This is a genomic window from Aquabacterium sp. (genome assembly GCF_036279655.1).
Taxonomy (GTDB): domain Bacteria; phylum Pseudomonadota; class Gammaproteobacteria; order Burkholderiales; family Burkholderiaceae_C; genus Aquabacterium.
Map to the genome: position 1 here is coordinate 42163 of NZ_DASUIT010000047.1, position 13673 is coordinate 55835.

Annotated in this window: 9 protein-coding genes; 8 read left to right on the forward strand and 1 reads right to left on the reverse strand. The window is 67.8% G+C overall.

The window, feature by feature from the left end; translation table 11 throughout:
* The first annotated feature begins 29 nt into the window (after window positions 1–29).
* From VFW84_RS05205 to VFW84_RS05240, 8 genes are all read left to right on the forward strand, one after another.
* Complete coding sequence (locus VFW84_RS05205) at window positions 30–887, forward strand: plasmid replication/partition related protein (RefSeq protein ID WP_329679380.1); 858 nt, start codon at window positions 30–32, stop codon at window positions 885–887.
* Between the two features lie 94 nt (window positions 888–981).
* Window positions 982–2151 (forward strand): efflux RND transporter periplasmic adaptor subunit, encoded by a 1170-nt coding sequence (locus VFW84_RS05210; RefSeq protein ID WP_329679381.1) that lies wholly within the window; start codon window positions 982–984, stop codon window positions 2149–2151.
* 16 nt (window positions 2152–2167) lie between these two features.
* Window positions 2168–3406 carry an ABC transporter permease gene (locus VFW84_RS05215; protein WP_329679382.1) on the forward strand — a complete coding sequence of 413 codons (1239 nt, stop codon included), beginning with the start codon at window positions 2168–2170 and terminating at the stop codon, window positions 3404–3406.
* Window positions 3403–4110, forward strand: coding sequence for an ABC transporter ATP-binding protein (locus VFW84_RS05220; RefSeq protein ID WP_329679383.1), 708 nt, complete (start codon window positions 3403–3405; stop codon window positions 4108–4110). The genes VFW84_RS05215 and VFW84_RS05220 overlap by 4 nt, the downstream gene beginning before the upstream one ends.
* A 104-nt stretch (window positions 4111–4214) precedes the next feature.
* Window positions 4215–5171 carry a diguanylate cyclase domain-containing protein gene (locus VFW84_RS05225; protein WP_329679384.1) on the forward strand — a complete coding sequence of 319 codons (957 nt, stop codon included), beginning with the start codon at window positions 4215–4217 and terminating at the stop codon, window positions 5169–5171.
* On the forward strand, window positions 5164–10365 hold the full coding sequence (locus tag VFW84_RS05230; RefSeq protein WP_329679385.1) for a PAS domain S-box protein: 5202 nt from the start codon (window positions 5164–5166) through the stop codon (window positions 10363–10365). The genes VFW84_RS05225 and VFW84_RS05230 overlap by 8 nt, the downstream gene beginning before the upstream one ends.
* Window positions 10366–10407: 42 nt before the next feature.
* Window positions 10408–10914, forward strand: coding sequence for a DUF4442 domain-containing protein (locus tag VFW84_RS05235; RefSeq protein WP_329679386.1), 507 nt, complete (start codon window positions 10408–10410; stop codon window positions 10912–10914).
* Between the two features lie 142 nt (window positions 10915–11056).
* On the forward strand, window positions 11057–12235 hold the full coding sequence (locus VFW84_RS05240; RefSeq protein ID WP_329679387.1) for an alkane 1-monooxygenase: 1179 nt from the start codon (window positions 11057–11059) through the stop codon (window positions 12233–12235).
* Between the two features lie 16 nt (window positions 12236–12251).
* On the opposite strand, the gene VFW84_RS05245 is transcribed toward VFW84_RS05240, so the two are convergent.
* Window positions 12252–13673: ATP-binding protein (locus VFW84_RS05245; RefSeq protein ID WP_329679388.1), on the reverse strand; the 1422-nt coding region annotated here is incomplete at its 5' end.

Sequence of the window (13673 nt, forward strand, 5' to 3'; positions counted from 1 at the left end):
CTGTGCTTTGCCCCTTATCCCTGAGCAGCATGAACATCACGGTCAACGAAGAACTGCGCATCTACATCGATCCGCTGACACCCGAAGAGCACGACGCGCTGGAGCGCAGCATCCTGGCCGAGGGCTGTCGCGATGCCCTGGTGCTGTGGGGGGACATGCTGGTCGATGGCCACAACCGCTATGGCATCTGCCGCAAGCACGGCATCTCCTTCCAGACGGTGCAGAACCCGCGTTTCCAGTCCATTGAGGACGTGCACCTGTGGATGATCGACCAGCATCTGGGGCGCCGCAGCGTGTCGGATTTCCAGCGTGGTGTGCTGGCCTTGCGCAAGAAGGACATCCTGGCCGCGCGTGTGCAGGCGGCCCAGGCCACCCAGGCCGCCGCTCAGGAGGCGATCGATCAGGCCATTGCACCGGGCCCGGTGCTGCCCCCGGATCCGCTCAACAGCCGCGAGGCCATTGCCCGGGCGGCACGCATCAGCAGCACCACGGTCAGCCAGATTGAAAAGATCCAGAAGACGGCGGCGCCCGAGCTGGTGGCGGCTGTCAAGGCGGGCGAGGTGTCCATCAACGCCGCGGCGGCCGTGGCCTCCCTGCCAGTGGAGGAGCAGGTCGCTGCGGTGGCCGGTGGCAAGAAGCAGTTGCAGCAGGCCGCGCGTCAGGTGCGCGAAGCCAAGGCGTCCACGCGCGCCCCCAGGCCGGCGGATGCCGATGCGTCGGCTCAGAGCAGCGGCACGACCGATGCCCCCGAGGCGGCCGGGCCTGGCGAAGAGGGCAAGTCATCGCCCATGCTGGTGGCCCATCTGAGGGAGATCATCGCCGAGCTGCGCGCCGAGAACGACCGGCTCAAGGCGCGTCTGGCCGAACTGGGTGACACGGGCGCCTGAGCGTGGCGGAAACGTCTGGGCTTGTGCTTGATCAGGCCCGGGGCCGACATCGCGTGCCAAACCGCTCTACAGTGAGGGGTCTGGAGAACACTGGATGACTCTTTCTTCTCGCCCTGTGTGGCGTCGACCCGCCGTGTGGGGTGGCGCCGTGGTGATCGTGGCCCTGGTGCTGCTGGGTGCCTGGCTGCGTTGGCAGCCGGTGGCCGTGGACGCCGTGGTCCTGCGCAGTCAGCCCCTGGTGCGCAGCCTGCAGTTCACCGCGCGTGTCGAGACCCCGGCGCGGGTCGAGGTGGGCACCACCGTGACGGGCCGGGTGGCCCAGGTGCTGGTGCGCGAGGGCGATGAGGTGAAGGCCGGCGCGCCCTTGCTGGTGCTGGAGTCGGATGAGTGGCGGGCGGCCCTGGCACAGGCTCAGGCCTCCTGGCAGCAGGCGCAGGCGCAGGTGCCGGCGGCCGAGCGTGATCTGGCGCGGGTGCGTGATCTGGTGCGCGCCCAGTTCTACAGCCCGGCCCGCCTGGACGAGGCGGTGCGCAATGTGGATGTGGCCCGAGCGCAGCGCAATGCGGCGAGGGCGGCCGTCGAGGCGGCCCAGGCCCGGCTCGATCAGGCCACCGTGCGGGCCCCAGGGGCTGGCCGTGTGCTGACCCGCCAGGTCGAGCCCGGTCAGATCGTGCAGGCAGGTCATGGTCTGCTGTGGTTGTCTGTGGCGGGCCCGCTGGACATCGTGGCCCAGGTCGATGAGCGCTTTCTGGGACAACTGCAGCGCGGGCAAGGGGCCCGGGTGCTGGCCGATGCCTACCCGGACCAGCCTTTCGAGGCACGCCTGGAGCGGCTGGCACCGTCCGTGGATGCCCAGCGGGGCGCCGTGGAAGTGACCTTCGCGCCGGTGGGGCGTCCGCCGGCCTTCCTGCGTGAGGACATGACCTTGTCGGTCGAGGTGGTGACGGGTGAGCGCCAGACCGCCATGGTCCTGCCCCTGCGAGCCTTGCGCGCCGGCTTGAGCGCCCAGGGCGCCGAGCGGGGCACGGTGCTGGTGGTCGAGGAGGGCGTGGCGCGTGAGCGCGAGGTCGGTCTGGGTCTGCGCACGCTGGACCTGGTCGAGGTGACCGGCGGCCTGTCCGCCCAGCAGAGTGTGCTGCTGGACCCCGGGGTGGCGCCAGGCACGCGGGTGCGGACACGTACGCCGGGTGGCGCGGGGGCCTCGTCGTCGGGGACGACCAAGGACAATGTGGGCGGCGCCATGACCCGTGGTTTTGGTGGCTGAACGCCCGGGTGATGTGATGAGCCGCCCCCTGTGGTCCCTGCTGGGTTTCGAGCTCAACGTGGCTCTGCGCTTTCTGCGCGAGGGGCGTTTCCAGAGCCTGCTGATCATCGTGGGCGTGGCGGCCGGCGTGGCCGTGGTGGCCTACATCTCGGCGCTGGTGACGGGGCTGCAACGCAACACCCTGGAAAAGACCCTGGGCGCGCAAGCCCACGTGGTGCTGTCGCCGCCCGATGAGCGCGTCTTGCCGGCGCTGACACCGCAAGCGGGTCAGCTCATCATGAGTGACACACAGTCGCGTGCGCAGCGCCTGCGAACGGTGGCCAACTGGCCGGTGGTGGTGAGCGCGTTGGAGCGCCGCGATGGGGTGGTGGCGGTCTCGCCCATGGTGGCGGGAGCGGCCCTGGCCCAGCGGGGCGAGGCCACCCGTGCGGTGGCCATCACGGGGGTGGAGCTGGCGCGTTACGACCGCATCGTCGGCTTGCGCGCCAAGATGGTGGCCGGTGTGATGCGTCTGTCGCCCGGCGAGGCCATCGTCGGCCAGACCCTGGCGGCCGATCTGGGCCTGCGGGTGGGGGATCGCCTGACCGTGTCCACAGGCGAGCGCAGCGAGACCTTGCGCATCAGCGGACTGGTCGATCTGGGCATCAAGGACCTCAATCGCCGCGCCGTCATCGTGCCCCTGCGTTCGGCGCAGAGCCTGATGGACCTGGCCGGTGGGGCCACGCAGATCGATGTGACCCTGGCCGACGTCTGGATGGCCCAGACCCTGGCGCAGGACCTGGCGCGGCAGTGGCCCTACAAGGTCGAGAGCTGGCAGGAAACCAATGCCCAGTTGGTGTCGGCGCTCAATGCCCAGGGCATCAGCACCATGCTGATCCGGGTGGTGGTGATGGTGGTGGTGGTGCTGGGCATCGCCAGTGTGCTGGTGGTGTCGGTGGTGCAAAAGCAAAGAGAGATCGGCATCCTGCGGGCCATGGGGACCACGCGCGCGCAGATCCTGCGCGTGTTCCTGCTGCAGGGGGCCCTGGTGGGCGCGGTGGGCTCGGTGGTGGGCGTGGCCCTGGCGGTGTTGCTGATCTGGGCCTTCACCCACTTCGTGCGGGGGGCCGATGGCCTGCCGCTGTTCGTCATCACCCTGCCGCCGCTCATGGCGCTGCGCATCGCCGGCTTGGCCCTGATCGCCGGCCTGCTGGCAGCGGTGGCACCGGCGCGGCGCGCCGCCCACATGGATCCGGCCCAGGCCATCCGCCTATGAACACCGCGCACGATGCACCCCTGGTGAGCTTGCGCGAGGTGCGCAAGGTCTACAACGCCGGCCTGCCCAGCGAGGCCGAGGTGCTGCATGGCATCGACCTGCACATCGCCCGAGGGGAGTTCGCCGCGCTCATCGGCCCATCGGGGTCCGGCAAGAGCACCTTGCTCAACATCCTGGGCCTGCTGGAGCGCAGCACGGCGGGGCGGTATGTCCTGGCCGGTCAGGACGTGCAGGACCTGGACGACGATGGGCTGACCCGCATGCGTCGCGACACCCTGGGCTTTGTCTTCCAGTTCCATCACCTGTTGCCGGCCTACACGGCCCTGGAAAACGTGACCCTGCCGGCGATGGCCCGCGATGGCTGGGTGTCGCCGGCCCGGCGCGAACGCGCTCGTGCCCTGCTGGATGCCGTGGGCCTGACCCAGGCCATGGACCGCCAGCCCGCCGAGCTGTCGGGCGGCATGCAGCAGCGCGTGGCGGTGGCGCGGGCCCTGATGCTGGAGCCCGCGCTGGTGCTGGCCGACGAGCCCACGGGCAATCTGGACACGGCCTCCTCGGACGAGGTGTTTGCCTTGATGCGGCGCATGCATGAGCAGGTGGGCACCTCCTTCCTGGTGGTCACCCATGATCCCCGGCTGGCGGCCCGCTGCGATCGGCGCATCGAGATGCTCGACGGCCGGGTGGCGCACGATGATGGCTTGTGATGAAATCGACAAAATGGGTGGCATGCGGGACTGGCGGTCCTGGATGAGGCTGTGTTAGCCTGATCGCAAGACTGCTGGTAGTTCGGGGCGGCCCCAAAATCTCTATGGGGGAACTTCAAGTGGACAGTGGATCGATACTGATCATCGATGACGATCCCGTGGTGGTTCAGGGCTTGGGCCGCATGGTGTCCGAGCTGGGGGCTGTGCGCTTTGCCCTGTCGGGCGAGCAGGGGCTGCAGATGGCCCGGGAAGCCCACCCTGACCTGATCCTGCTCGATGCCGAGATGCCGGGCCTGAGCGGCTATGACGTCTGCCGCATCATCAAGGCCGACCCGGATCTCTGGGACATCCCGGTCATCTTCGTCACCGGGCACGACGATACCGACAGCGAATTGAAGGCCCTGGAGGCCGGGGCGGTCGACTTCATTGCCAAACCCCCCAAGCCCTTGCTGGTGCTGGCGCGGGTGCGCACGCATCTGCGCCTCAAGCAGATGTCCGACGAGTTGCGGCGCAATGCCAACACCGATGCCCTCACGGGGGTGCCCAACCGCCGGCAGTTCGAGAGCCTGCTCGATCGTGAATGGGACCGGGCGCGCCGCGCGGGCGCACGCTTGTCCCTGCTGATGGTCGACATCGATCATTTCAAGCTCTACAACGACCACTACGGGCACCAGCAAGGTGACGACTGCCTGCGGGTTGTCGCGCAGACGCTACAAGGTCTGGTGCAACGTCCTGCCGACACGGTGGCGCGTGTGGGGGGAGAGGAGTTCGTGATCCTTCTGCCCGAAACCGATGCCGCTGGCGCGATCCATGTGGCGCAGCGCATCGTCTCGGGCATCGCAGCCCGGCACATTCCCCATGAAGGCTCGCCGGCCTCCCCGGTGGTGACGGTCTCCGTTGGCGCCACCACCGTGCGCCTGGGCGCCGATGCCGGTGGTGTGGCCCCCAGCTTCCGCCCGCCGGAGCTGGTCCTGTCGGCGGATCAGGCGCTGTATGCGGCCAAGCATGCCGGGCGCAACTGCAGCCGCTTCCTGGCCCTCGAAGAACCCCCGGATGCCTGACACCCGGTTCACGCGCACCGGGCGCCTGCTCACCGGGGCGCTGCTCCTGGGCGGATTGCTGCTCAGTGTGCTGATGGCGGCACGCCAGTCCGCCAGCAACGATGCATTGGCCCGGGATGCCTTCCTGACCTTGAGCGGCTCGATCGAGCGCCACCTGATGGAGCGCATGGGCCGCTATCAATACGGACTGCGAGGTGCGCGCGGGGCGATCCTGACGGCGGGCCCAGAGGCCATCAGTCGCCGGGCCTTTCGGATCTATCACGAGTCCAGAAACCTGCTGACCGAGTTCGAGGGCGCCCGTGGCTTCGGCTTCATACGCCGTGTGCCACCCGCGCAGGAGGCGCACTTTCTGGAACTGGCGCGCCAGGACGGCGCACCAGCCTTTGCGATCCGGCAACTGGCCCCTCACAGCGGTGAGCGCTATGTGATCCAGTACATTGAGCCGATCGAAGGCAATCAGGGCGCGCTCGGGCTGGACATCGCTTCGAACACCGAGCGCCGCGTGGCGGCCGAGCAGGCCATGCACAGCGGTCAGGCCACGCTGACTTCGCCGATCACCCTGATGCAGGCCCGGGGGTACGCCGGGCGGGGCTTTCTGCTGCTCTTGCCCATCTATCGCCCTGGTCTGCCCACCGCCACGCCAGCGCAGCGCGAAGCGGCCGCCTACGGCTGGGCCTACGCACCTTTGCTGATCGACGAGGTGCTGCGCGACATCGGCCTGGACCACAAGGACTACACGGTGGCGCTGTTCGATGCCCCTCGGGGGCGCCCGCCCGTGCAGTTCTTCGGCCCGGCGGCGGTGGACGCGGCGCGACTGGGGACTGCGGGCCTGATGCAGCGAACCCACAAGGACGTCTTCGGTCGCACCTGGCTCATCGAGACGCGGGCCACTCCGCATTTTGTGGCCTCGCTGAACCTGGTGCGGCCCTCCATGGTCTTTGGCGCGGGGGCGGTGGCCACCTTGCTGCTGACGGCCCTGGCCTATGCCTACCAGCTCAACCGCCAGCGGCGCCGGTTGCTGTGGGCTCAGCAGGTGCGGCTGTCCACCGTCATGCGCAACACCAGCGACGCCATCATCGGTCAGTCCTTCGAGGGCGAGATCCTGAGCTGGAACCGTGCGGCCGAGCGTCTGTTCGGTTATCAGGCTGCCGACGCGGTGGGCGAGCCGATCCGGCAACTCCTGCCGATGACCGATGACGAGCGCGTCGAGGCCGACATCCTCCGGCGGGTGGCCGAGGGCATCACCATCGAGCCCTTTGACACGCAGTGCCGGCGACGCGATGGCGTGTGGTTGGATGTGTCGGTGACCGCGGCCCCCATCACGGGCCCGTCCGGGGAGGTCGTGGGGGTGGGCAAGATCATCCGCGACATCAGTGGCAGCAAGGCCGCCGAGCGCCAGTTGCGCGAGTTCACGGCCACCCTGGAAGATCAGGTCCGGCAGCGCACGGTCGAGCTGGAGTCTGCCCACCGACATCTGCAGGCCATCCTGGACGGCCTGCCCTCCATGGTGGGCTACTGGGACAGGAGCCTGATCAACCGCTTTGCCAATCAGGCCTATCGCCAGTGGTGTGGTGTTGGCGAGGGGAGCATGTCGGGCATGCACATGCGGCAGTTGCTGGGCGACGACATCTTCGAGCGCAACTGGCCCTATGTCGAGGCCGTGTTGCAGGGAGAGCCCCAGACCTTCGAGCGCGCCATCCAGCGGCCTGACGATCTGCGCATCCGCCATTCGCTCTCGCACTACATCCCTGATCTGGTCGATGGCGAGGTGCGTGGCTTCTACGTGCTGGTGCACGACATCACCGAACTGACCGAGAGCCGCGAGAAGCTCGACGCCACCCTGCGCGAGAGCGAGGCCCTGCTGCGAACCATCCAGATGCACTCGATCTACTCGGTGGCCGACAGCAAGGGGCAGATCCTGGATGTCAACGAGGCCTTCTGCCAGATCAGTGGCTACAGCCGCCAGGAGCTCATCGGCAAGAATCACAGCCTCATCAACGCAGGCATTCACCCCAGCCGCTTCTGGGCCAATATGTGGCGCACCGTGGCCAACGGCCGGGCCTGGCGCGGCGAGGTCTGCAACCGCGCCAAGGACGGCTCGCTCTACTGGGTTGACAGCATCATCGCGCCCTTCATCGGCACCGAAGGGCAGATCGAAAAGTACGTGTCCCTGAGCACGGACGTGACCGTGACCCGCCTGTCCAATGAGGCCCTGGCCCAGGAGCGCGAGCGCCTGGACAACATTCTGGCCGGCACCAACGTCGGCACCTGGGAGTGGAACATCCAGACCGGTGAGGTGCGCTTCAACGAGCGCTGGGCCCAGATGATCGGCTACAGCCTCTCCGAGCTGATGCCCACCAGCATCCAGACCTGGATCGATCGCTGTCACCCCGATGATCTGCAGCGCTCCCAGGATCTGCTCCGGCAGCACTTCAAGGGCGAACAGGCGGTCTACGAGATCGAGGTCCGCATGCGTCACAAGGATGGCCACTGGATCTGGGCGCTGGACCGGGGGCGGGTCCTGCGCTGGGATGAGCAGCACCGCGCGGTGTGGATGGCGGGCACCCATCTGGACATCACCGAGCGCAAGCTGGCGGAAGAGCGCCTGCGCGCCACCAGCGAGGCCTTTCTGGAGCGGGCTGGTCGTGTCGCGGGGGTGGGCGGCTGGGAGGTCGACCTCAGCACGGGCGAGATGACCCTGACCCGTCAGACACGCCGCATCTACGAGCTGGGCGAACACCAGCACCTCACGCTGGAGGACACCTTCCGTCACTACGACCCCTCGGCGCAGCCGCGCATCCGCCAGGCCGTGGAGACGGCCATTGAGCGAGGGGAGGGCTGGGACCTGGAGTTGCCCTTCGTGACGACCCTGGGGCGGCACATCTGGGTGCGCATCGTCGGCGAGGCCGAATACGACGACGCGGGCGATGATGAGTACGGGCTGCGGCGACCCACGCGATTGATCGGTGCCTTGCAGGACGTGACGGCCAAGCACGAGGCCGAGGCGGCCTTGCGTGAGGCCAAGGTCGCCGCCGAGGCGGCCAGTTCGGCCAAGAGCGAGTTCCTGGCCAATATGAGCCACGAGATCCGCACGCCCTTGAATGCCGTGATCGGCCTGACCTACCTGCTGCGTGACACGCGCCTGGATCAGGGGCAGCAACAGTTCGTGGCCAAGATCCAGTCGGCCGGGCGCGCCCTGCTGTCGGTGGTCAACGATGTGCTCGATCTGTCCAAGATCGAAGCCAGTGAGCTGACCCTGGAGCAGGCCCCCTTTGCCGTGAACACCCTGCTGCAGGACGTGGAGGAGATGTTCCGGCTGGCGGCGGGCAGCCGACCGATCACCTTTGCCGTGGTCACCGAATCCGAGTTGCCCCCCCTCCTGCTGGGCGATGTGACGCGCATCCGCCAGGTCCTCATCAATCTCCTGGGCAATGCCTTCAAGTTCACGGAGCGTGGCCAGGTGAGCCTGAACGTGCGCGAGACGCGGCGCTCAGGCGATGAGCTGGGCCTGCGCTTCACGGTCCGGGACACCGGGCTGGGCATGTCGACGGTGGTGCTGGCGCGTCTGTTCACCCCCTTCATGCAGGCCGATGCCTCGACCACGCGACGCTTTGGCGGCACCGGCCTGGGGCTGTCCATCGTGCACCGGCTGGTGAACTTGATGGGCGGGCATGTGAGTGTGGAGAGCCAGGAAGGGCAGGGCAGCACTTTCCATGTGGATCTGCCCTTGCGCATCGCACCCACCCTGCCTGAACGCGAGGGCGAGGCCGCGCAATCCTTGACCCTGCACGTCCTGGGTCTTCAGGGCGAGCCCCGGCAGATCCTCTCGGAGGTGGCGGTGACCCTGGGGTGGCGCGTGCGTGTCGTTGACGGGCCCGAGGGTGTCCCGGGCGTGGCCGAGCTGCCCGGTGGCGCCGTGTTGCTGAGCACGCGGGCCGCGCTGGCCACCCTGACGGCCCCGATGGCGATCCCCTTGTTGCTGTGGGATGCCGGGGCCCTCGGGGCGGATCCGCAGGATGATCCGGTTCGGGCCGGGGTGGATGCCGTGTTGATCGGTGTCCCGACGGGGCCGTCCTTGTTCAACGCCGTCAATGACGCCCTGATGCACCGGGGCGAGAGCACCGCCTGCCTGCTGCACAGCACACGCCTGGAGGCGGCCGGGTCCCAGTGGTTGTCCGGTGTGCGGGTGCTGGTGGTGGACGACAGCGACATCAATCTGGAGGTGGCCCAGAGCATCCTGCAGCGTGAGGGCGCCCAGGTCGCGCTGGCCCGCCATGGTCAGGAGGCCCTGTCGATGTTGCGCACCCCGGGGCCGCGCATGGATGCGGTGCTGATGGATGTCCAGATGCCGGTGATGGACGGTCATGAGGCCACACGTCGCCTCCGGGCGGATCCGGCGCTCCGGGATCTGCCCGTGATCGCGCTCACAGCCGGGGCCCTGGTGTCCGAGCGCCAGCGGGCGCTGGACGCCGGTGCCGATGACTTCGTGACCAAGCCGTTCGACCCCCAGGCTCTGGTGAAGATCGTGCGCCATGCCGTGCAGCAGGCCTGCGGGCGCGTGTTGCCTGTGCTGGCGGCCACGGCCGCGCTGCTGGATGCCGGCCAGTGGCCGGTGCTCGACGGGGTGGACGCGGAAGCCGCCGCGACGCGGTTCGGCGGCGATGTGGCACTGTACGTCGAGATGCTGGACCGACTGTTCCGGGAATCTGACGCCATCATGGAGACGCGCCTGTCCGACGATCCTGTCGAGCGGCTTGCACTGGCGGCCAGACTGCACAAGCTCAAGGGCGGGGCGGGCATGCTGGGCGCCATGGCACTCATGCAGGTGGCCTCGCAGGCCGAGGCGGCGGTGCGCCGTGGCGATGCGCCGGCCGAGGTCAGCGTCACCCTGGACCAGATGCACCGCGCCCTGGAGGCGCTGGAGCGGGCGACCGTGGCCCTGCGGTCCCGAACGCATGAGGCCGGTGCCCAGGTGCCCGAGGCGGGGGCGTCGACGCTCACCTTGACCGAGGTGTCTGAGCTGAAGGCGCTGCTGCGGGCCCAGGATCTGTCAGCCCTCTCGCGTTTCCAGGCGCTGGCGTCTGCGCTGCAATCTGCCCTGGACGCCGAGACCTTCCAGTTGCTGCGCATGGCGATGGCCAATCTGGACTTCAAGCAGGCCGGTGCGCTGCTGGAGCGCCACGAATGGGGCTGATTTCAGCCGTTACCATGCGGGGCTTGAACTGACGGAGCCTGCATGACCACCCCCCGACCCAATCAACTCAGCCGCCAACTCGCCAAGTTCAGTGGCCTGCCCGATGCGCTGCGCCCTTCCCTGGTGAGCTTCCTGCTGGGCCAGATCGTGCCGCTGGTGGGCACGGCCAGGCTGCGTTTTGAAGAGGTCTCCAGCCAGCGTGTGGTGGTGAGCATCCGCAACCGGCGTCGCGTGCAGAACCACATCAAGGGGGTGCATGCCGCGGCCATGGCCCTGCTGGCAGAAACCGCCACCGGTTTCTGCGTGGGCATGAACCTGCCCGACGACAAGCTGCCGCTGATCAAGACCCTGCGTGTGGACTACCTCAAGCGCGCGCAGGGCGACATGCGCGCCGTGGCCCAGCTCACGCCACAGCAGATCGAGCAGATTCTCACGCTGGACAAGGGGGAGGTCACGGTGCCCGTGAGCATCACCGACGATACGGGGCAAGAGCCCATCGCCTGCGAGATGGTGTGGGCCTGGGTGCCCAAGCAACGCAAACCGGCGTGAGTCAGGGTTAGTGCGGGGGAGTGCACCGGCGCTTCGCGATAGCGAACTGGCGGCTGCCGTCTTCACAGCCGGGCCGAAGAAGCACACACTGACGCTCATGTTGGGGCTGCTGTCGGGCCCCGGTCAATGAAGGAGCCCCCCGATGACAAGCACTGTCAAACCGACGACCGAGGACTGGTCGGACAAGCGTTACCTGTGGCTGTTCAGCCCAGCTGTGCCGCTGCTCGCCCTGATCAGCCTGATCGGTTTCCACTACTACGGCCATTCGGTCTGGGTGTGGATCGTGCCCATGGTGATCCATCTGCTGATCCCTGTGCTGGACTACACCTTTGGCGAAGACTTCAGCAACCCGCCCGAGTCGGCCGTGGCCATGCTCGACAAGGACTTTTTCTACACCTTCCTGGTGATCCTCTTCGTGCCCTTCCAGTTGTCCGGCACGATCTTCGGGGCCTACCTGGTGGCCACCCATGACCTGGCCTGGTACGAGATGCTGGGCCTGATCCTGAGCGTGGGCGGCTTCAACGGCATCGGCATCGCCACCGCCCATGAACTGGGCCACAAGAAGGAAGCCCTGGAGCAGTGGCTGGCCAAGATCACCCTGGCCCCCACTTGCTATGGCCACTTCTACGTCGAACACAACTGGGGTCACCACAAGCGTGTGTCCACGCCGGAAGATCCGGCCAGCTCGCGCCTGGGTGAGAGCTTCTGGGCCTTCCTGCCGCGCACCGTGATCGGTGCCCTGCGTTCGGGCTGGCACCTTGAGGCCGAGCGCCTGGCGCGTCAGGGCCGTGGTGTCTGGAACATCCGCAACAACAACCTGCAGGCCTGGGCCATGTCGGTGCTGCTGTTCGGTGGCCTGGTCGCCTGGCTGGGCTGGGCCGTGCTGCCCTTCCTGATCCTGCAGGCCATGTATGGCGCCTCCCTGCTGGAAGTGGTCAACTATGTCGAGCACTATGGTCTGCTGCGCAAGAAGGACGCGTCGGGCAAGTACGAGCGTTGCCAGCCTGAGCATTCCTGGAACAGCAACCACATCGTCGGCAACATCCTGCTCTACCACCTGCAGCGTCACTCCGACCACCACGCGCACCCGACCCGTCGGTATCAGGCCCTGCGCCACTTCGAGGAAAGCCCTCAACTGCCCTCCGGCTATGCCGCCATGATCACGGCTGCCTACTGCCCACCCCTGTGGTTCGCGCTGATGAACGACCGCGTGATGCGCCACTATGGTGGTGACCTCAGTCGCGTGAACGTGCATCCGTCGGCACGGGCGGCGATGGAGGCCCGCTACGGTCGCAAGGGCCAGGCCAGCCACGCCAGCTGAGTCGGCGCAAGACCTCTCAGGCAGCGGCCCCGGAACGGGGCCGCGCGTGTTTCTGCACCACCTCGATCAGTTGCTGCAGGACGATGGGTTTGACGACCATGTCGACCATGCCGACGTCCATGCACCGGATGCGCTCTTCCGGCATGGCGTGGGCCGTCTGGCCGATCACGGGCAGGCTGGGGTCCATGTGGCGGATCCGTCGGGTCGCCTCGTGGCCATCCATGGTGGGCATCTGGATGTCCATCAGCACGATGTCGAAGGCCTGGCTGCCTTGCTGATGCAGGCGGTCGAGGGCGCCCTGACCGGTGTCCACCATCGTCACTTCGGCCCCCTCCATGAGCAGGATCTCCTGCAGCACCAGCTGGTTGATGGCGTTGTCTTCGGCGGCCAGGACACGCAGGCCAGCCAGCCGCCGGGGCGGTGTGGCGTCCTCCATGGCTGGCACGGGGGCGGGCTCCTCCGGTCGAGCGGAGTCGTCCAGCGGCAGGGGCAGGCAGACCTCGAAGGTGGACCCCTGGCCCGGCTGGCTGTGCACGTGGATCTGCCCGCCGAGCAGCTCCACCAGCCGTTTCGTGATGCTCAGACCCAGGCCGGTGCCGCCGTATTGTCGGGTGGTGGAGGTGTCCGCCTGCTCGAAGGGGCGGAACAGCTCGGCCAGTTGCGTGGCGCTCATGCCGATGCCCGTGTCGGACACCGTCAGCACGAGTTGCCCCCCCCGGAGGGTGGCTGACACCTGAATCTGTCCCTGTGGCGTGAATTTCACGGCGTTGGACAGCAGATTGAGCAGGATCTGCTCCAGGCGGAGCGGGTCGCTGTGGACCAGGGCCGGCACGTCCTGGCCCACCTGCGTGCTCAGCCGCAGACCCTGAGCGCGGGCGCGCTCCTCGACGGCGGCGGTGGTGCGCGAGAGCATGGCCCGCAGATCGATGGGCAGGGTTTCGATGCCCAGCTTGCCAGCCTCGATCTTGGAGAAGTCCAGGATGTCGTTGATGATGCCCAGCAAGAGGCGGCCGGAGTCCACGATCTGCCCGAAGAGCCGGCCCGCTGCGCCGCCATGCTCGCGCTGACCGAGTTGTGCCAGGCCGAGCACGCCATTGAGCGGGGTGCGGATCTCGTGGCTCATATTGGCCAGGAACTCGCTTTTGACCCGGGTCAGTCGTTCGGCCTGCTGGCGCGCGGCCTCCAGTTCCGCCGTGCGCTCCTGCACGGTCTGCTCCAGCCGCTCCTGATGGGCGTGCAAGGCCATGCGGGCCTCGTGCACCTCGCTGATGTCCTGCAGGGCCCCTTCGATGCGCACCACGCGACCGTGCTCCAGGATCGGCTCGCCCTGGGTGCGGATCCACTTGCGCACGCCCTTGGCGCTGATCAGCTCCAGCTCCAGCGCATAAGGCTGACCATCCGTGATGGCACGCTGGATGGTCTGGGTGAGTCGCTCCAG

Excerpts from the sequence above, each read along its gene's own strand:
- VFW84_RS05230 (WP_329679385.1), top strand. The coding sequence starts at position 5,164 with ATGCCTGACACCCGGTTCACGCGCACCGGGCGCCTGCTCACCGGGGCG.
- VFW84_RS05210 (WP_329679381.1), top strand. The coding sequence starts at position 982 with ATGACTCTTTCTTCTCGCCCTGTGTGGCGTCGACCCGCCGTGTGGGGT.
- VFW84_RS05235 (WP_329679386.1), top strand. The coding sequence starts at position 10,408 with ATGACCACCCCCCGACCCAATCAACTCAGCCGCCAACTCGCCAAGTTC.
- VFW84_RS05225 (WP_329679384.1), top strand. The coding sequence starts at position 4,215 with ATGGGGGAACTTCAAGTGGACAGTGGATCGATACTGATCATCGATGAC.
- VFW84_RS05205 (WP_329679380.1), top strand. The coding sequence starts at position 30 with ATGAACATCACGGTCAACGAAGAACTGCGCATCTACATCGATCCGCTG.
- VFW84_RS05220 (WP_329679383.1), top strand. The coding sequence starts at position 3,403 with ATGAACACCGCGCACGATGCACCCCTGGTGAGCTTGCGCGAGGTGCGC.
- VFW84_RS05215 (WP_329679382.1), top strand. The coding sequence starts at position 2,168 with ATGAGCCGCCCCCTGTGGTCCCTGCTGGGTTTCGAGCTCAACGTGGCT.
- VFW84_RS05240 (WP_329679387.1), top strand. The coding sequence starts at position 11,057 with ATGACAAGCACTGTCAAACCGACGACCGAGGACTGGTCGGACAAGCGT.